The sequence below is a fragment of the Mycobacterium sp. THU-M104 genome, from assembly GCF_049197365.1.
Taxonomy (GTDB): domain Bacteria; phylum Actinomycetota; class Actinomycetes; order Mycobacteriales; family Mycobacteriaceae; genus Mycobacterium.
This window is the reverse complement of record NZ_JBMIOP010000256.1, coordinates 1-19,031: the sequence shown is the minus strand read 5'-3', so window position 1 is coordinate 19,031 and position 19,031 is coordinate 1. Positions and strand designations below refer to the sequence as shown.

14 protein-coding genes and 2 pseudogenes are annotated in these 19,031 nt (G+C 68.4%); 13 read left to right on the top strand and 3 right to left on the bottom strand.

The features are described 5' to 3' along the window. From ACOJVU_RS18525 to ACOJVU_RS18490, 8 genes and pseudogenes are all read left to right on the top strand, one after another. Window positions 1-2,567, top strand: a 2,567-nt coding sequence (locus ACOJVU_RS18525) for a molybdopterin-dependent oxidoreductase (protein WP_421531110.1), incomplete at its 5' end; no start/stop codon positions are given. Window positions 2,568-2,570: 3 nt separating this feature from the next. Continuing rightward, on the top strand, window positions 2,571-4,202 hold the full coding sequence (gene narH, locus ACOJVU_RS18520; RefSeq protein ID WP_421531109.1) for a nitrate reductase subunit beta: 1,632 nt from the start codon (window positions 2,571-2,573) through the stop codon (window positions 4,200-4,202). Then, entirely contained in the window at window positions 4,199-4,867 is a 669-nt protein-coding gene (narJ, locus tag ACOJVU_RS18515) for a nitrate reductase molybdenum cofactor assembly chaperone (protein WP_421531108.1), read from the top strand. The genes narH and narJ overlap by 4 nt, the downstream gene beginning before the upstream one ends. Then, the gene (gene narI / locus ACOJVU_RS18510) at window positions 4,860-5,591 is read left to right on the top strand and encodes a respiratory nitrate reductase subunit gamma (RefSeq protein ID WP_421531107.1); all 732 of its coding nucleotides are present in this window, start codon (window positions 4,860-4,862) and stop codon (window positions 5,589-5,591) included. The genes narJ and narI overlap by 8 nt, the downstream gene beginning before the upstream one ends. A 150-nt stretch (window positions 5,592-5,741) precedes the next feature. Continuing rightward, window positions 5,742-7,631 carry a translational GTPase TypA gene (typA, locus tag ACOJVU_RS18505; RefSeq protein WP_421531106.1) on the top strand — a complete coding sequence of 630 codons (1,890 nt, stop codon included), beginning with the start codon at window positions 5,742-5,744 and terminating at the stop codon, window positions 7,629-7,631. A gap of 140 nt (window positions 7,632-7,771) precedes the next feature. Then, complete coding sequence (locus tag ACOJVU_RS18500) at window positions 7,772-9,676, top strand: ABC transporter family substrate-binding protein (RefSeq protein WP_421531112.1); 1,905 nt, start codon at window positions 7,772-7,774, stop codon at window positions 9,674-9,676. Between the two features lie 190 nt (window positions 9,677-9,866). Beyond that, window positions 9,867-10,193, top strand: a pseudogene (locus ACOJVU_RS18495) (PE family protein); the annotation flags it as partial. A gap of 129 nt (window positions 10,194-10,322) precedes the next feature. Continuing rightward, a complete protein-coding gene (locus tag ACOJVU_RS18490) occupies window positions 10,323-10,598 on the top strand; it encodes a hypothetical protein (protein WP_421531105.1) in 276 nt (91 codons plus the stop codon). A 70-nt stretch (window positions 10,599-10,668) separates the two neighbouring features. Here the strand turns inward: ACOJVU_RS18490 and ACOJVU_RS18485 are convergent, their stop codons facing one another. Beyond that, window positions 10,669-11,277 carry a TetR/AcrR family transcriptional regulator gene (locus tag ACOJVU_RS18485; protein WP_421531104.1) on the bottom strand — a complete coding sequence of 203 codons (609 nt, stop codon included), beginning with the start codon at window positions 11,275-11,277 and terminating at the stop codon, window positions 10,669-10,671. A gap of 142 nt (window positions 11,278-11,419) precedes the next feature. Here ACOJVU_RS18485 and mshB point away from each other — a divergent pair, with 142 nt between their 5' ends. Together mshB and ACOJVU_RS18475 are read left to right on the top strand one after the other, a co-directional pair. After that, window positions 11,420-12,319, top strand: a complete 900-nt coding sequence (mshB, locus tag ACOJVU_RS18480) for an N-acetyl-1-D-myo-inositol-2-amino-2-deoxy-alpha-D-glucopyranoside deacetylase (RefSeq protein WP_421531103.1) — start codon at window positions 11,420-11,422, stop codon at window positions 12,317-12,319. A 101-nt stretch (window positions 12,320-12,420) separates the two neighbouring features. Beyond that, the gene (locus tag ACOJVU_RS18475) at window positions 12,421-12,879 is read left to right on the top strand and encodes a hypothetical protein (RefSeq protein ID WP_421531102.1); all 459 of its coding nucleotides are present in this window, start codon (window positions 12,421-12,423) and stop codon (window positions 12,877-12,879) included. A 20-nt stretch (window positions 12,880-12,899) separates the two neighbouring features. Here ACOJVU_RS18475 and ACOJVU_RS18470 read toward each other — a convergent pair whose 3' ends face one another. Continuing rightward, complete coding sequence (locus ACOJVU_RS18470; protein WP_421531101.1) at window positions 12,900-13,745, bottom strand: PE family protein; 846 nt, start codon at window positions 13,743-13,745, stop codon at window positions 12,900-12,902. 258 nt (window positions 13,746-14,003) lie between these two features. Here ACOJVU_RS18470 and ACOJVU_RS18465 point away from each other — a divergent pair. Beyond that, window positions 14,004-16,568 (top strand): annotated as a pseudogene (locus tag ACOJVU_RS18465) (bifunctional FO biosynthesis protein CofGH); the annotation flags it as partial. Window positions 16,569-16,698: 130 nt separating this feature from the next. On the opposite strand, the gene ACOJVU_RS18460 reads toward ACOJVU_RS18465, so the two are convergent. Continuing rightward, window positions 16,699-17,037 carry a hemophore-related protein gene (locus ACOJVU_RS18460; RefSeq protein ID WP_421531100.1) on the bottom strand — a complete coding sequence of 113 codons (339 nt, stop codon included), beginning with the start codon at window positions 17,035-17,037 and terminating at the stop codon, window positions 16,699-16,701. Between the two features lie 397 nt (window positions 17,038-17,434). Here ACOJVU_RS18460 and fdxA point away from each other — a divergent pair, with 397 nt between their 5' ends. Further along, window positions 17,435-17,761 (top strand): ferredoxin, encoded by a 327-nt coding sequence (gene fdxA, locus ACOJVU_RS18455; RefSeq protein WP_369737483.1) that lies wholly within the window; start codon window positions 17,435-17,437, stop codon window positions 17,759-17,761. A 63-nt stretch (window positions 17,762-17,824) separates the two neighbouring features. Then, window positions 17,825-18,937, top strand: a complete 1,113-nt coding sequence (gene dapC, locus ACOJVU_RS18450; protein ID WP_421531111.1) for a succinyldiaminopimelate transaminase — start codon at window positions 17,825-17,827, stop codon at window positions 18,935-18,937. Window positions 18,938-19,031: the final 94 nt, after the last annotated feature.

The following is a 19,031-nucleotide window of genomic DNA, read 5'->3' as shown; positions in this document are numbered from 1 at the left end:
TCGAGAACGCGGCGCTCAAGCCCGCGGTGTGGGACGAGGCGACCGACTCCGCGGCGGTGCCCAACGGCTCACTGGGATTCCGTTACGGCGAGGACGGCATCGGCCGGTGGAACCTGGACCTCGGCGATCTGGTGCCGGCCCTCAGCGTGCACGGCTCGAACACTGATCCCGGCACGGCACTGGTACATCTGCCCAGCTTCGACACGGTCGACGGCGAGGGTAGGGCCCTGGCGCGCGGTGTCCCGGTACGGCGCGTCGGAGAGCATCTGGTGTGCACGGTGTTCGACCTGATGCTCGCCCATTACGGGGTCGCGCGGCCGGGGCTGCCGGGCGACTGGCCCACCGGCTACGACGACGCGGCACAGCAGAACACCCCGGCCTGGCAGGAGCCGATCACCGGCGTCTCGGCCGCACAGGCCATCCGGGTCGCGCGCGAATTCGCCCGCAACGCCGAGGAATCCGGCGGCCGATCGATGATCATCGTGGGCAGTGGGATCAATCAGTGGTTCCACGGCGATGCCACCTACCGCGTGGTGCTGGCGTTGCTGATGCTGACCGGCTCGATGGGACGCAACGGCGGTGGCTGGGCGCACTATGTCGGTCAGGAAAAAGTCCGTCCGCTCACCGGATTCCAGACCATGGCGATGGCCACCGACTGGGTGCGCCCACCGCGGCAGATTCCGGGAGCTTCGTACTGGTACGCCCACACCGACCAATGGCGCTACGACAACTACGAAGCCGACAAGCTGGCCAGCCCGGTCGGCCGGGGCCGGTTCGCCGGCAAGCGCACCATCGATCTGCTGGCCTCGGCGGCGGCCATGGGCTGGAGCCCGTACTACCCGCAGTTCGACCGGTCCAGCCTGGATGTCGCCGACGAGGCCCACGCCGCGGGCCGCGACGTCGCCGAGTACGTCGCCGAGCGGCTCGGTCAACGCGAACTCAAGCTGGCCGTCACCGATCCCGACGACCCGGTCAACTGGCCGCGCGTCCTGACGGTCTGGCGGGCCAACCTGATCGGCTCGTCGGGCAAGGGCGGCGAGTATTTCCTGCGCCATCTGCTGGGCACCGATTCCAACGTGCAGGCCGAGCCCCCCGAGGGCGGGATACGTCCCGTCGACGTGATGTGCGAGGGGGACGTTCCCGCGGGCAAGCTCGACCTGCTGATGTCGATCGACTTTCGGCAGACCTCCACGACGCTGGTCTCGGATGTGGTGCTGCCGGCCGCGACCTGGTATGAGAAGGCCGACATCTCCAGCACCGACATGCACCCGTTCGTGCACGCGTTCAGCGCCGCGACCGATCCGCCCTGGGAAACACGTTCGGACTTCGAGGCTTTCGGTGCGATTGCGCGAACTTTCAGCGCGATGGCCAAACAGCATCTGGGTACCCGCAGCGACGTGGTGCTCAGCGCCCTGGAACACGACACCCCTGACGCGATGGTCTATCCCGACGGCACCGAGAACGACTGGCTGCACACCGGTGCGACGCCGATACCGGGGCGCACCATGCCCAAGCTCACCGTCGTGGAGCGCGACTACACCGCCGTCTACGACAAGTGGCGGACACTGGGCCCGCTCGTCGACCGATTCGGGCTGACCACCAAGGGTGTCACGGTTCACCCCAGCCGTGAGGTCGACGAGCTCGCGGCCAAATTCGGGGTGATGAGCTCCGGTGCGGCGCAGGGCCGCCCGGCCGTCACCACCGACGAGCGGATGGCTGACGTCATGCTGCTGCTGTCGGGAACGTGCAACGGCCGGCTCGCGGTCGAGGGCTTCCGCGAGCTCGAGAAGCGCACCGGCCAGCGGCTCACCCACCTCGCGGAGGGCAACGAGGACCGCCGCATCACCTATGCCGACACCCAGGCACGTCCGGTCCAGGTGAACACCAGCCCGGAGTGGTCGGGCAGCGAAACGGGCGGTCGGCGCTACGCACCGTTCACCGTCAACATCGAGAACCTCAAGCCGTTCCACACCCTGACCGGCCGGATGCATTTCTACCTGGCCCACGACTGGGTCGAGGAACTCGGCGAACACCTGCCCGTCTTTCGCCCGCCGCTGGACATGGCGCGGTTGTTCGGTCAGTCCGAGCTCGGTCCGACCAAGGACGGGATCGGGCTCACCGTAAGGTATCTGACCCCGCACTCCAAGTGGTCGTTCCACTCCACCTACCAGGACAACCTGTACATGCTCTCGTTGTCGCGTGGCGGTCCGACGATGTGGATGAGTCCCGGCGACGCGGCGAAAATCGTTGCACACGACAGAGATTGGGTGGAGGCTGTCAACACCAACGGCATCTACGTCGCCCGGGCGATCGTCTCGCACCGCATGCCCGACGGGGTGGTGTTCGTCTACCACGTGCAGGAACGCACCGTCGACACGCCGCGCACCGAGACCAACAACAAGCGGGGAGGCAACCACAACGCACTGACCCGGATCCGGATCAAGCCCAGCCACCTCGCCGGTGGCTATGGCCAGCACGCGTTCGCGTTCAACTACCTGGGCCCCGCCGGTAGCCAGCGCGACGAGGTGACCGTGGTACGCCGGCGCAGCCAGGAAGTGAGTTACTGAGCAATGAAAGTCATGGCCCAATTGGCGATGGTGATGAACCTCGACAAATGCATCGGCTGCCACACCTGCTCGGTCACCTGCAAGCAAGCCTGGACCAACCGCACTGGCACCGAATACATCTGGTTCAACAATGTCGAAACCCGCCCGGGTCAAGGTTATCCGCGCACCTACGAGGACCAGGACCGGTGGCGCGGCGGCTGGGTGCGCGACAAGAGGGGTCGGCTGAGGCTGCGCGACGGGGGCCGCATCGCCAAACTGCTGCGGATCTTCGCCAACCCCCGGCTGCCCACGATCGACGACTACTACGAACCGTGGACCTACGACTACGAGAACCTGACCACGGCGCCGGCCGGAGACACCTTCCCGACCGCAGCGCCGCGCAGTCTGATCAGCGGCAAACCGATGAAGATCACCTGGGGCCCGAACTGGGACGACAACCTGTCCGGGTCGCCGGAGATCCTGGCCGGGGACCCGATCCTGAAAAAGGTCAGCGAGGAGGTTCGGCTGCGGCTCGAAGAGACCTTCATGTTCTATCTGCCGCGCATCTGCGAGCACTGCCTCAACCCCTCCTGTGTGGCCTCCTGCCCGTCGGGTGCGATGTACAAGCGCAGCGAGGACGGCATCGTGCTGGTCGACCAGGACCGCTGCCGGGGCTGGCGGATGTGTGTCTCCGGGTGTCCCTACAAGAAGGTGTATTTCAACCACAAGACCGGCAAAGCCGAGAAGTGCACGCTGTGCTACCCGCGGATGGAGGTCGGCCTGCCGACCATCTGCTCGGAGACCTGTGTGGGGCGGTTGCGCTACCTGGGCCTGGTGCTCTACGACGCCGACCGGGTGCTTCACGCCGCGTCGGTGGAGAATGACACCGACCTCTATGAGGCGCAGCGCCAGATCCTGTTGGACCCCCACGATCCCGAGGTGATCGCCGGCGCGCGCGCCGAGGGCGTCTCCGACGAGTGGGTAGAGGCCGCGCAGCGCTCCCCGATCCACGCGCTGATCAACACCTACAAGGTCGCGCTGCCGCTGCACCCCGAGTACCGCACCATGCCCATGGTCTGGTACATCCCGCCGCTGTCGCCAGTGGTCGACGCGGTCAGCCGCGACGGCCACGACGGGGAGGATCTGGGCAACCTGTTCGGTGCGCTGGAAGCGCTGCGCATTCCGATGCAGTATCTGGCCGAACTGTTCACCGCCGGCGACACCGGTCCGGTGCAGGATGTGCTGCGCCGACTGGCCGCGATGCGCTCCTGCATGCGTGACATCAACCTCGGACGCGAGACTCAGCCGCACATCCCGGAGTCGGTGGGCATGACCGAACAACAGATCTACGAGATGTACCGGCTGCTTGCCATCGCGAAATACGAAGAGCGCTATGTGATTCCGACGGCATTCAACCCGCAGGCCCGTGATCTCGGACAGCAGGGTTGCGCGCTGGAGGGCGACGGCGGCCCCGGCATGTACGAGTCGGGCGAACCGGTGCCCGTGTCGGTGGAAACCTTCCACGCCGCACAGCGATCCAGAGTGAACCTGCTCAACTGGGACGCTCGTCAGGCATCGGCCGGGATGTTCCCGGAAGAACACGGGCAAGAAGAACACGGGCAAGAAGAACACGGGCAAGAAGAACACGGGCAATGAGACTGCTTCAGCGTCGGGATCGTTCCGGCGACCGGATCCAGGACCGCCTCGTCTGGCAGGCCGCGTCGCTGCTGCTGGCCTATCCCGACGACGGGTTGACCGGGCGGCTGGACACCGTGGCGGAGCTGCTGGCTCATGTCGTGCGCCCCGCAGGCGAATTGCTCGGGCACACGGCGGCGGCGCTGCGGGCCCGCGAGCCGATGGCCGCGGCGATGGACTACGTCGCGACCTTCGACCTGCGGCGGCGGGCCACGATGTATCTGACGTACTGGACCGCCGGGGACACCCGCAACCGTGGCCGCGAGATGCTGGCCTTCGCGACCGCCTACCGGGAAGCCGGCGTACAGCCGCCGCGCGCCGAAGCCCCCGACTACCTGCCGGTGGTGCTCGAATTCGCCGCCACCGTCGATCCCGCGGCCGGGCGTCGGTTGCTGAGCGAGCACCGGGTCCCCCTCGATGTGTTACACAGCGCCCTGGCCGACGCCGGGTCGCCGTATGCGCCCACCGTGGCGGCGGTCTGCGGCACCCTGCCGGTGGCCACCGACCAGGAGGTGCGCCGCGCGGCGCGCCTGGCGAAATCCGGCCCGCCCGCCGAAGCCGTTGGGCTGCAGGAATTCACCTTGACCGTACCCCCCCGACGGCAGGCAGGAGCGCCACATGTTTAGCAACGTGCTGTTCTGGGACATCGCGCCGTATGTGACGCTGACGGTCCTGATCCTGGGCACTTGGTGGCGGTACCGCTACGACAAGTTCGGCTGGACCTCCCGGTCCTCGCAGATCTGCGAGTCGCGCCTGCTGCGGATCGGCAGCCCGATCTTTCACTTCGGCATCCTGGCGGTTTTCGCCGGGCATGTGATGGGGCTGCTCATCCCGCCGCGGGTGACCCACTGGCTGAAGGTGAGCGACTACGCCTACCACATGCAGGCGGTGATCGCCGGGTCGATCGCGGGCGTCGCGGCGCTGGCGGGCATCGGGCTGCTGATCTACCGCCGGTTCACCCGCCCCGCGGTGTCGCTGGCCACCACCCGCGGCGACAAGGTCATGTATACGGTGCTGCTGCTGGCCATCGTGGTGGGCCTCTACTGCGACCTGATCGGCACCGGCCCGCACGGCGGCGAATTCCACTACCGCTACACGGTCGGGCTGTGGTTCCGGCGGATCTGGATCCTGCAGCCGCACGGGGAGGTCATGATCAACGCGCCGTGGGACTACCAGCTGCACGCCCTGATCGGGATGGTGCTGTTCACGCTGTGGCCGTTCACTCGTCTGGTGCACGTGTTCAGCGCGCCGATCGCCTACCTGTTCCGTCCCTACATCGTCTACCGCAGCCGTGAGGTGACGGCCACGGGTGACATGGTCGGCGCGGCGCCGCCCCGCCGCGGGTGGTAGGGCCCGGGTAACCGGTGTGACGTGAGGGCGGCGACACGCCGGGCGCGACCGCCGCCGCTTCACACTCGAGGCCGCCGTTTCACATTCGACGGACACCCGGTGACCTGCTCAGTTCGCGTACGCATAGTCCGCGCTGCCACAATCAGCGACGTGCCATTTCGCAACGTCGCCATCGTCGCCCACGTCGACCACGGAAAAACCACCCTGGTCGACGCCATGCTGCGGCAGTCCGGGGCGTTGACGCACCGCGGTGACGACACCCAGGAACGCATCATGGACAGCGGTGACCTCGAGAAAGAAAAGGGCATCACCATCCTGGCCAAGAACACCGCCGTGCACCGCCTGCACCCGGATGGGACCGTGACGGTGATCAACGTCATCGACACTCCCGGGCACGCCGACTTCGGGGGCGAGGTCGAACGCGGTCTGTCCATGGTGGACGGGGTGTTGCTGCTGGTCGACGCGTCAGAGGGGCCGCTGCCCCAGACCCGGTTCGTGCTGCGCAAGGCGCTGGCGGCCCACCTGCCGGTGATCCTCGTCGTCAACAAGACGGACCGGCCGGACGCGCGCATCGCCGAGGTGGTCGAGGCCAGCCACGACCTGCTGCTCGACGTCGCCTCAGACCTCGACGACGAGGCGGCCAAGGCGGCCGAGCACGCGCTGGGCCTGCCGACGCTGTACGCGTCCGGTCGCGCGGGCGTCGCAAGCACCGAACAGCCCGCCGACGGGGAGGTGCCAGTCGGCGACAACCTCGACCCGCTGTTCGACGTGTTGATGGAGCACATCCCGCCGCCGACGGGGGACCCCGACGCCCCGCTGCAGGCGTTGGTGACCAACCTCGACGCGTCGGCCTTCCTCGGGCGGCTCGCCCTGATCCGCATCTACAACGGCAGACTGCGCAAGGGGCAGCAGGTCGCCTGGATGCGGGAAGTCGACGGGTTGCCCGTCGTCGCCAACGCCAAGATCACCGAGTTGCTCGTGACCGAGGGGGTCGAGCGCAGCGCCACCGACGAGGCGATCGCCGGCGACATCGTGGCCGTGGCGGGCCTGGCCGAGATCATGATCGGGGACACCCTGGCCGATCCCGAACACGCTCACGCGCTGCCGCGCATCACCGTCGACGAGCCGGCGATCTCGGTGACCGTCGGCACCAACACCTCGCCGCTGGCCGGCAAAGTCGGCGGCCACAAGCTGACCGCGCGCATGGTCCGCGGCCGGCTGGACACCGAGTTGGTCGGTAACGTATCCATCCGGGTCGTGGACATCGGCCGGCCCGACGCGTGGGAGGTGCAAGGCCGCGGCGAGCTCGCCCTGGCCGTGCTGGTCGAACAGATGCGCCGCGAGGGCTTCGAGCTCACGGTCGGCAAGCCTCAAGTGGTCACCAGAACGATCGACGGCAAGCTGCACGAGCCGTTCGAGGCGATGACGATCGACTGCCCGGAGGAATTCGTCGGCGCGATCACCCAATTGATGGCCGGCCGCAAGGCCCGCATGGAGGACATGACCAACCACGCAGCCGGCTGGGTCCGGATGGACTTCATCGTGCCCAGCCGCGGCCTGATCGGCTTCCGCACCGACTTCCTCACGCTCACCCGCGGCACCGGCATCGCGAACGCCGTGTTCGACGGCTACCGCCCGTGGGCAGGGGAGATCCGGTCCCGCCATACCGGTTCCCTGGTGTCCGACAGGTCTGGCACCATCACGCCGTTCGCTCTCATCCAGCTCGCCGACCGGGGCCAATTCTTCGTCGAGCCCGGCCAGGACACCTATGCCGGCATGGTCGTGGGGATCAACCCCCGCCCTGAGGATCTCGACATCAACGTCACCCGAGAGAAGAAGCTCACCAACATGCGATCGTCGACCGCGGACGTCATGGAGACGCTGGCCAGACCGCTCGAGCTGGACCTGGAACGCGCCATGGAATTCTGCGCCGGCGACGAATGCGTCGAAGTGACCCCGGAGATCGTGCGCGTCCGCAAGGTCGAGTTGGACGCGACGGCCCGGGCCCGCGTCCGGGCGCGGGCGAAGGCTCGAGGTTAGGTCGGTTGTCGGGGGTTCCCGCCCGCGGGCGTGACGCTGTGGCGAGATCCGCGCCGGATTTCGGCGCGGATTCAGGCCCGGATTCGGGCGGCGGCGCTCCGCTCGCCGAGCGTGCCCGGGCGCATGGGCCCGATACCCTGATCGGCGTGCCGAGACGACTGCGCCGCCTGTTCACCGCGGCCGGTGTCGTCGTTTCCCTGACCGGACTGGCCCTGGCGGCGTGCACGGTCAAACCGCCGCCCGCGCCGCAGAGCACTGACACGCCCCACCACTCGGCGCCGCCGCCCCAGCGGGTCATGCAGATCATCATGGGCATCGACTCGATCGGCGCGGGGTTCAATCCGCATCTGCTGTCGGACCTGTCGCCGGTGAACGCGGCGATCAGCGCGCTGGTGCTGCCCAGTGCGTTCCGGCCGGTGCCCGACACCAGCACGCCGACGGGGTCCCGCTGGGAGATGGACCCGACCCTGCTGGTCTCCGCTGAGGTGACCGCCCAGAACCCGTTCACGGTGACCTACAAGATCCGCCCCGAGGCGCAGTGGACGGACAACGCCCCGATCGCGGCGGACGACTTCTGGTACCTGTGGCGGCAGATGGTCAGCCAGCCCGGCGTGGTCGACCCGGCCGGCTACGACACGATCACCGGCGTGCAATCGCTCGACGGTGGCAAGCAGGCGGTGGTCACCTTCTCCCAACCGTATCCGGCCTGGCGGGAGCTGTTCACCAACATCCTGCCGGCGCACATCGTCAAGGACGTGCCGGGCGGCTTCACGGCGGGGCTGGCCCGGTCGATGCCGGTCACCGGGGGCCAGTTCCGGGTGGAGACCATCGACCCGCAGCGCGACGAGATCCTGATCGCCCGCAACGACCGCTACTGGGGTCAGCCTGCCAAGCCCGCGCTCATCTTGTTCCGCCGCGCGGGCGCGCCGGCGGCGCTGGCCGATTCGGTGCGCAACGGCGACACCCAGGTCGCCCAGGTGCACGGCGGGTCCGCGGCGTTCGCGCAGTTGTCCGCGATCCCCGACGTGCGGACCGCCCGGATCGTCACACCGCGGGTCATGCAGCTGACGCTGCGCGCCAACGAACCCAAACTCGCCGACACCCAGGTCCGCAAGGCGATCCTGGGGTTGCTCGACGTCGACCTGCTCGCGGCCGTGGGCGCCGGCAGCGACAACACCGTCACACTGGACCAGGCTCAGATCCGCTCGCCCAGCGACCCCGGCTACGAGCCGACAGCGCCGCCGGCCATGACGACGACGGCGGCGCTGGGCTTGCTGACCGCCGCCGGTTTCGACGTCGAGAGTAACGGGTCGGTGCCGGTGGCGTCGTCGACGATGGCACCGACGCCTACGGCAACCGAACCGACGGAAACCGGACCGCCGGAGGTCGTCCGCGGCCGCATCAGCAGGGACGGCCAGCAGTTGTCGCTCGTCATCGGCGTCGCGGCCAACGACCCGACGTCCGTTGCGGTGGCCAACACCGCCGCCGACCAACTGCGCGACGTCGGCATCGCCGCGACCGTGCTGGCGCTGGACCCGGTGACGCTCTACCGCGACGCTCTCGACGACAACCGGGTGGACGCGGTCGTGGGATGGCGCCAGGCGGGCGGTAATCTGGCGACGTTGCTGGAATCCCGTTATGGGTGTCCCGCTCTGCGCACGACCCGGCTCACCGGGCCCAGCGCTGCAGCGAATTCACCGGCGCGAGCGACACCGTCGGCGGGGACCGGCGCCAAGGCCCCGGCGCCGCCGCCGAGCCCGGAGCCGGAACCCGGCGTGCTGGTGCAGGCGCCGTCGAACCTCACCGGGATTTGCGACCCCAGCATCCAGCCCAGCATCGATGCCGCGCTCAACGGCACCAAGAGCATCAACGACGTGATCATCGCGGTCGAGCCACGCCTGTGGAACATGTCGACCGTGTTGCCGATCCTGCAGGACACCACCATCGTCGCGGCCGGGCCCAGTGTCCGCAATGTCAGCCTGTCGGGCGCGGTGCCGGTCGGCATCGTCGGCGACGCGGGCCAATGGGTGAAGACAGGACCGTGATCGTGCGTCGCGCACCGGTTGTCGGAGCCGGTCGCGATCCCCGTCGGCAAATCCTTCTGGTGGACCCGGCGGTGAATTTCGGGCAAGCCATTCACGCCGTGCTCGAAACCGGATACCATTTGCTGACTGTGCGGACGCGTGGTGACCGGTTCCGGGGGCCGGCCGTCGCGCCACAACTTGGAGGTACACCGTGTCGTTCCTCACCGCCGTCCCGGACATGATGTCCGCGGCCGTGACAGACCTTTCGGGTATCGGGTCCACGCTGAGCGAGGCCAGTTCCTCGGCGGCGGCGGCGACAACCGGGGTGATGCCGGCCGCCATGGACGAGGTATCGCAGGCGGTCGCGTCCCTGTTCGGCGCCCACGGCCAGGCGTATCAGGCGTTCAGTGCGCAGGCGGCGCAATTTCATGCCCGCTTCGTGGAGGCGTTGAGCGCGGGCGCGAACGCCTACGCCGGCGCCGAGGCCAGCGTCGCTCAGTCGATGCAGAGCGCGGCGGCCGCGCCCGCCCAGGCGGTTGCCGCGGCGACCTCGGTTGCCCAGACTGCCTCGAGTCCGTTGTAGCGGCTCGAACCCGACCAGATCGCCTCCAACACCAACCTGATCAATGCCGAACTCGCCTTCAACCACCAGCTGGTCAGCGGCGAGGTGGCACTCGAGCAATCGATCTTCGGCACCGACAGCGCCCTCAACGGCACGCTGAACCGCGGCTTCAACGCCGTCAACACGCTGATCGGCACCGGCCAGCAGAGTCTCAACAACCTCTCGGGTGCGCTGGTGCCCCAGCCGGCCTTCAACCAGTCGCTGCTGACCGGCAGTCCGGCTCAAACGTTCAACGGCGGTCAGATCGGCGGCCTGACCGGCGTCGTCGACCAGGCCCTCTTCGCCGGCGTCGACTTCCTCGGCCTTCTGGCGGGCCAGTAACCCGCGGTCATCCCTGGGCCGTGCTGATGTACAGGTCATCGTGACCGGTCGGTGAGGTGCGGGCGGTCGCTCAGTCGGTCGGTGTGTGCCCGGGCCTGGGCGGGATCACCGTGTCGACGATCAGCCCGAGTTCCCGCCGGGTCGGCGGCGACCCGGTGACCATGCATTGGTGGTTGATCAACGCCGGTCCGATGCGCGCGGTGAACGCAGTGATCGTGGCCGGGTCGAGGTCTCCGTTCGCCACGGCGGTGCGCAGGATCGATTCGACGAGCGTGAGGCGCGGGCCTACCACGGCGTCGGCGAAGATGGCGCGCAGCTCGGGCTCGTGGATGAGCTGGGCGATGATGTCCAGGCCGGGGAATCCGGTTTTGCCTGCCAACACGTCGCGGTGCGCGGTGAACACCGACAGCAGGTTCTCGCGGGCGGACCGGCCGGGGCGCGATTCGGGCAACGACGGCAGGGCATACACCAAGGCGGCGTGCACCAGGTCGCGCTTACAGCCCCAGCGCCGGTACAGCGCCGCCTTGCCGGTGTGGGCGCGCGCCGCGATGCCCTCCATGGTCAGCCCGCCGTACCCGACGTGAGCCAATTCGGCCAGGGTGGCCTCGTAGAGCGCCCGTTCGAGGACCTCGCCCCGCCGGCGCCCTCGGGCACCCGTGGCGGGGTTGAGCTGCGACATTGTTCGATAGTAGCCGTCGTCGTCGTCGCATTTGACGAAAACAGATAAGAAACGCAACCGAACACTATTAGTTGGTGGCGGGCTTGTCGCGGGCCTCGTTGACGGTAGCGTGGCAGCAGCGTGATAACGGTAGGGTGCGTGCATGCCTGAGTCCCCGCGGCTGCTGTTCGTCCACGCGCACCCCGACGACGAGACCATCGGCACCGGCGCCACCATCGCCCATTACGCCGCTCGCGGGGCAGAGGTGGGCGTGGTCACCTGCACGCTCGGTGAGGAGGGCGAGGTGATCGGCGAGAAGTGGGCCGGGCTGGCCGTCGATCGTGCCGACCAGCTCGGTGGCTACCGGGTCGCTGAGCTGACTGCCGCACTGCAGGCGCTGGGCGTCGGCGGACCCACCTATCTCGGCGGCGCCGGCCGCTGGCGGGACTCGGGTATGGCCGGCACCGCAAAGCGGCGGCACCAGAGGTTCATCGACGCCGACGAGCGTGAGGCCGTCGGGTCATTGGTCGCCGTCATCCGCGACATGCGCCCGCACGTCGTCGTGACCTATGACCCCGCGGGGGGCTACGGCCACCCCGACCACGTCCACACCCACACTGTGACGACCGCCGCCGTGGCCGAAGCCGGTTCCGCCGCGGCCCAGTATCCGGGTGCTCCGTGGCAGGTGCCGAAGTTCTACTGGTCGGTGTTCGCCCTGAGCGCTTTCCGGGCGGCCCGGGACGCACTGCGGCCGCAGGATGTGCAACCGCACTGGGTGATCCCGCCGGACGAGGGATTCGCCTTCGGGTATGCCGACTCGGACATCGACGCCGTCGTCGAGGCCGGCCCGCAGGGGTGGGCCGCGAAGCGGGCCGCGCTCGCCGCGCACGCCACCCAGGTGGACCTGGGGCCGACCGGCCGGGCCTGCGCTCTGTCCAACAACATCGCGCTGCCGATCGCCGCCGACGAGCACTACGTGCTGGCCGCCGGCGCCGCGGGCGAACGTGACGAGCGCGGTTGGGAAACGGATCTGCTTGCAGGGCTTGGTTTCACTGCGGCCTGACGCGGTAGGCTTCCCGGCAGGCGCCCCACGGAAGGAATTCGCATGGACCCTGACATGGACCCTAATATGCAGCACTGGCAGGATCGGCTCGACAGCTTTCAGTGGGTCATCGGTTCGATCCTCTCCCAGGTCGACAGCGTCCCGACCTGATCGCAACCAGGCCGAGCGCCGCGGGCGAGGACGGCGGCGCCGCAGACGCAGCTGTTCGCATGGTCGTCCTGATGCTGCTGGGCGTGGACGGCGTCCTGTCAGCACTGGCCGGAGCGCTGCTGCTGCCTTCCTATGTCGGCGTTGTCCCCTTTCCCGTCAGCGGGCTGATCAGTGGGCTTGTCAACGCTGCCCTGGTGTGGGCCGCCGGCTTGTGGGCGAGGTCTCCGCGGGTGGCGGCGGTGCCGCTGTGGACGTGGCTGATCACCGTCGCGTTCATCAGTATGGGTGGCCCTGCGGACGACGTGATCCTGGGGGGCGAGGGCCTGATGCGCTACGGGGCGCTGTTGTTGATGGTGCTGGGGGTGTCGCCGCCGGCGTGGGTGTTGTGGCGGCGCGGCCCACACTGCTGAGGACCTCACACGTCTGAGGGTTACGGCAGGTTCGTCCCGATCGGCGGGAGTGGCGGGAACAGGCTGTGGAACCAGTTGGTCTCGGTGGTGACGAACTGGTTGATCGAGGCCGTGGTGGCCGCATAGATGTTGTTCAACCCCTGGCCGAAACTCACTGTCCCGTCGAGGAAGTCGATCGTATTGAACAGGACGCCACGAACCATGGGCTCGAACAGGTAGTAGAAGTAGTTGATCTGCGGTGCCAGGATGCCGATCAAGAACAGCCATCGGACTCCATATGAGACCAGGTCGAAGCCGTATGCCACCCACGGCTCGACGGCAAGGTAGGCGTTCTCGATCGCGGTGCCCAGCGGCGCCAGTATGTTGGCGGCCGGGACCGACGCGGCCCCGGTGATCGCGGCCGGCGCGAGCAATGCGGCGGCCGCCTGCGCTGCTGCGGCACCGTCGCCGCCGAAAAGCCCGGCTCCGGTGCCGAGCAGTCCGGCCGCGCCGCCCACGGTCATCCAGCCGGACCCGGTTCCGATCAGCGGGTGTCCCAGCACCATCTCGGCGGGCGTGTTGACCGCGTTCACCAGGGTCTGCGCCGCGCGTGTTTCCGCGGACGCGTACGCGTTCGCCGCCTCGGTCAGCGCCTGGACGAACCGCTGGTGAAACTGCGACACCTGCGAGCTGAGCTGCTGATACTCCACCGCATGGTGGGAGAACAGGGCAGCGATCTGCGTCGACACCTCGTCGGCGGCGGCGGCCAGGACACCGGTCGTGGGCGGTGCCGCGACGGCGTTGGCGGTGCTGATCGTCGACCCGAGGCCGGCCAGATCCGATGCCGCGCTGACCAGCGCATCCGGCGCCGCCAGCACGAAAGACACCGCGCAGCCTCCAGGTTTTGCTGTCCGGCAATCGGGGTTGCCGGCAACGGATTTTCTGGGATCGTAACCCGATCGGGGCCGGCGGGCCGGGACGCCGGCAAAACGCCTGTGTCCGTGCGCGCGTGCAACGTCGCGTTGGGGACGGTCGAACGCCGGCAGGTGGCAGCCTGGCGCTAGTGTTGCGCATATGGCACCGTTGCCCAGGGACTCGTGTTGGGACGCGCGGATGAAATTCGAACGTGGGGAAGTTACAGCAAGGTGCCGTTGACTCCGGGCCAAGAGCCCACCGTGCTGCCCAGCCCCGTCGTCGTGCCCCAGGCGGGCGTATCAGCGCTGCGGAGGGTGTTGCGTCGGGCCCGGGACGGCGTTGCGCTGAACGTGGAGGAGGCGGCGGTCGCGATGACCGCCCGCGGGGATGCCTTGGCCGACTTGTGCTCGAGCGCGTCGCGGGTCCGCGACGCGGGCCTGCAGTCGGCGGGACGGCGCGGGCCCGACGGCCGGCTGCCGATCACGTATTCGCGCAAGGTCTTCATCCCGGTCACGCACCTGTGTCGCGACAGTTGCCACTACTGCACCTTTGTCGCCGCGCCGGGCAAACTGCGCGCCCGGGGCGCCGGAATGTATCTCGAGCCGGACGAGATTCTCCGAGTCGCCCGGCGCGGGGCCGAACTCGGTTGCAAGGAAGCGCTGTTCACTCTCGGTGACCGGCCCGAGGATCGATGGCCCGAGGCCAGAGAGTGGCTGGGGGAGCGCGGCTACGACTCCACGCTGTCCTACCTGCGGGCGATGTCGATCCGGGTGCTGGAGGAGACCGGGCTGCTGCCGCACCTGAACCCGGGCGTCATGAGCTGGTCGGAGATGTCACGGCTCAGGCCGGTCGCGCCGTCGATGGGCATGATGCTGGAGACGACGTCGCGGCGACTGTTCGAGACCAGAGGCCTTGCCCACTACGGCAGTCCGGACAAAGATCCGGTGGTGCGGCTGCGCGCGCTCACCGACGCGGGGCGCCTGTCCATTCCGTTCACCACCGGTCTGCTGGTCGGTATCGGCGAGACCCTGCCCGAACGTGCCGACACCTTGCATGCGATTCGCAAGTTGCACAAGGAGTTCGGGCACGTCCAAGAGGTGATCGTGCAGAACTTCCGCGCCAAGCAACACACCGTGATGGCCGCGGTGCCCGATGCCGGGATCGAGGATTACCTCGCGACGGTGGCGGTTGCGCGGCTGGTGCTGGGCCCGGGCATGCGTATCCAGGCGCCGCCCAACCTGGTCTCGCGCCAGGAGTGCCACGCGCTGATCGCCGCCGGCGTCGACGACTGGGGTGGCGTCTCGCCCCTGACGCCCGACCACGTGAACCCCGAACGGCCCTGGCCCGCCTTGGAAGAACTGGCCGCCGTCACCGCGGAATCCGGGTATGACCTGACGCAACGGCTGACCGCCCAGCCCAGATACGTGCAGGCGGGAGCGGCCTGGATCGATCCGCGGGTGCGCAGACACGTGTTGGCGCTGGCCGACCCGGCGACCGGCCTGGCCCGTGACGTCAATCCGGTGGGTCTGCCCTGGCAGGAGCCTGACGACGTGGAGTCCTCCGGTCGGACCGACCTCCACGCGACCATCGACACCGCGGGCCGCAACGCGCACGCCCGCAGCGATCTCGACAGTGCCTTCGGCGACTGGGAATCGATCCGGGCGCACGTCCACGAGCTGGCCGCGCGGGCTCCCGAGCGTATCGACACCGACGTGCTCGCCGCGCTGCGGTCCGCGGAGCGCGATCCCGCGGCCTGCACCGACGGCGAGTACCTTGCCCTGGCCACCGCCGACGGCCCGGCATTGGAAGCGGTTGCGGCACTGGCCGACTCGTTGCGTCGTGACGCGGTCGGCGACGACGTGACCTTCGTGGTGAACCGCAACATCAACTTCACCAACGTCTGTTACACGGGCTGCCGGTTCTGTGCCTTCGCGCAACGCAAGGGGGACGCGGACGCGTATTCGCTGTCCACCGACGAGGTCGCAGACCGGGTCTGGGAGGCGCACGTGGAGGGCGCCACCGAGGTGTGCATGCAGGGTGGCATCGACCCCGAGCTGCCGGTGACCGGTTACGTCGAGCTGGTGCGCGCCGTCAAGGGCCGGGTGCCCTCGATGCACGTGCATGCGTTCTCCCCGATGGAGATCGCCAACGGTGTCACCAAGAGCGGGCTGAGTATTCGCGAATGGCTGGTCAGCCTGCGCGAAGCCGGGCTCGATACGATACCCGGCACCGCGGCCGAGATCCTCGACGACGAAGTGCGCTGGGTGCTCACCAAGGGCAAACTGCCGACGTCGCTGTGGATCGAGATCGTGTCCACCGCGCACGAAGTGGGCCTGCGATCCTCCTCGACCATGATGTACGGGCACGTCGACAACCCGCGCCACTGGGTTGCCCACCTGAACGTGCTGCGCGACATCCAGGATCGCACCGGCGGTTTCACCGAGTTCGTGCCGTTGCCGTTCGTGCACCAGAACTCGCCGTTGTACCTGGCCGGCGCGGCCCGTCCGGGACCCACCCATCGCGACAACCGCGCGGTGCATGCGCTCGCGCGGATCATGTTGCACGGCCGCATCTCGCACATCCAGACCAGCTGGGTCAAGCTCGGCGTCGAGCGCACGCGGGTGATGCTCAACGGCGGCGCCAACGATCTGGGCGGCACGCTGATGGAGGAGACGATCTCACGGATGGCGGGTTCGGAACACGGATCGGCGAAGAGCGCGGCGGAATTGGCCGCCATCGCCGAGGGCATCGGCCGTCCGGCGCGTCAGCGCACCACCACTTACGTCACAAAGGCACCTACGTCGGCGCCTACGTCGGCACCTACGTCACACGGGTCGCATGACCGTGGGCTGCTCAGCGGCCGCTGAGCAGCCCACGGTCATGGATTTGGTCGGCCCCGCAGTGTATTTCCCCGCAGCGAATTTCTCAGTAGTTGTTGCAGGTACCGGCGACTGACTGGACGAGGCCGAAGTATTGCGCGGCCTGCGGCATCGCCTGAACCTGGGCGGCCATCGCCTGGCGCTGAGGCGGCGCGGCGGCGAGGAACTGACGCAGGTAGTTCTGCGCGAACGGCTGCGCGTTCAGCTGAGCGGCAGCACTGGGCGAAGTCGCGTTGATGGCCGCCATGACTTGGTCGTAGTTGCAGGTCGTGTTGATGATGGGCCCCAGGTCGGGCTCTGCGGACGCGACCCCGGACCCCGCAGCAAACACCAATGCCACGCCACCGGCCGCGGCGGCGATCTTGGTCAACGACAGCTTCACCATATATGGACACCTTCCACATTCATTGCACCGTCGAAAAACGGCTACGTCGACTGCCCGGACGGCTGCCGTCTCAGTCGAGATTACCAGTCAGCGCGGGCGCTCCGACCATCGTACAGTTTCTCGGAAAGCCGCCTCCGAAATGTTGAGGGGCGAGGTGTGAGGGGCGAAATGTGACAGAGACGGATCAGCGCCGCGGTGGTGCGCGTTACATTACCGCTGAGGGGCGTGCCATGTGGCCGACGTGTGTGCAACGGTTAGTATCAGTAACCGAACGCTTGCCCACCGGGACCCAGCGGTCCGCGGCGAGCCCACAACAGCAGTTCACCCCACAACAGCAGTTCACATTGAGAACAGTTCACATTGAGCAGCCCACACTGATCAGGACGAGGAGACGTCTGTGACGTACACGATCGCCGAACCCTGCGTCGACATCAAAGACAAGGCATGCATCGAGGAGTGCCCCGTCGACTGCATTTACGAGGGTGCCCGGATGATGTACATCCATCCGGATGAATGCGTCGACTGCGGGGCCTGCGAACCGGTCTGCCCTGTCGAAGCCATCTACTACGAAGACGATGTGCCAGACCAGTGGAGCCAGTACACGCAGATCAACGCTGATTTCTTCGCCGAGTTGGGCTCGCCCGGAGGCGCGGCCAAGGTCGGCATGACCGAGAACGATCCGCAGGTGGTCAAGGACCTGCCGCCCCAAGGCGAGGGCGACTGAGCCGCAGTGCCGCATGAGCCGGGCCCGGCTCGGCGGGTGAGGGCGCTCCCGGCGCGCGCGAAGGTGTCGGCGTCCCTGCCGGAGTTTCCCTGGGACACGTTGGTCGAGGCGAAAGCCCTGGCGGCGGAGCACCCGGATGGAATCGTCGACTTGTCCGTCGGCACGCCGGTCGACCCTGTCGCACCGCTGATCCGGGAGGCGCTGACGGCTGCCGGATCAGCGCCGGGGTACCCCACGACGGCCGGCACCCCGGGACTGCGCGCGTCGGCGGTGGCGGCGCTGACGCGCCGCTTCGCGGTCAGCGGGCTCAGCGAGGCGGCGGTGCTGCCGGTGATCGGCAGCAAGGAATTCATCGCCTGGCTGCCGACGCTGCTGGGGCTTGCGGGCCGGGACGTGGTCGCGGTGCCGGAGCTGGCATATCCGACGTACGAGGTCGGTGCCCGGCTGGCCGGGGCGCAGGTGCTGCGCGCCGATTCGCTGACCCAGTTGGGCCCGCGGTCCCCGGCGCTGGTCTATCTGAACTCGCCGAGTAACCCGACGGGACGCGTTCTGGGCGTCGAGCACCTACGCAAGGTCATCGGCTGGGCGCGTGAGCGCGGCTGCGTGGTGGCCTCCGACGAGTGCTACCTGGGTTTGGGCTGGGATGCCGAGCCCCCCGGACCCCTGTCGGTGCTGCATCCGTCGGTCTGCGACGGTGACCATACCGGTCTGCTGGCGATCCATTCGCTGTCGAAGAGCTCGTCGCTGGCCGGCTACCGGGCAGGTTTCGTGGCCGGGGACCCCGAGCTGGTCGCTGAGCTGTTGGCCGTGCGCAAGCACGCCGGGATGATGGTCCCGACGCCGGTGCAGGCGGCGATGGTGGCCGCCCTCGACGACGACGCCCACGAGCGGGCGCAGCGCGAACGGTACCGGCGGCGGCGCGACATGCTGCTGCCGGCGTTGCGCGCGGCCGGTTTTGTGGTCGACCACTCCGAGGCGGGGCTGTACCTGTGGGCCAGCCGCGGCGAGCCGTGCCGGGACAGTGTCACCTGGCTGGCCACCCGCGGCATCCTGGTGGCGCCGGGCGACTTCTACGGACCGCGGGGAGCGCGGCATGTGCGGGTCGCGCTGACCGCCACCGACGAGCGGGTCGCCGCGGCGGTGCAACGGCTCACCCAGCCCTCCCCGGCCGTCTAGTGGTCTTGCCCGTTAATCCGTCGGGCCCGTTCGCTGGGGTGTCGAGACTGCGGTGGCAGCGCCGAAACGCGAAAAAAGTAGCGCTGAGCACAGT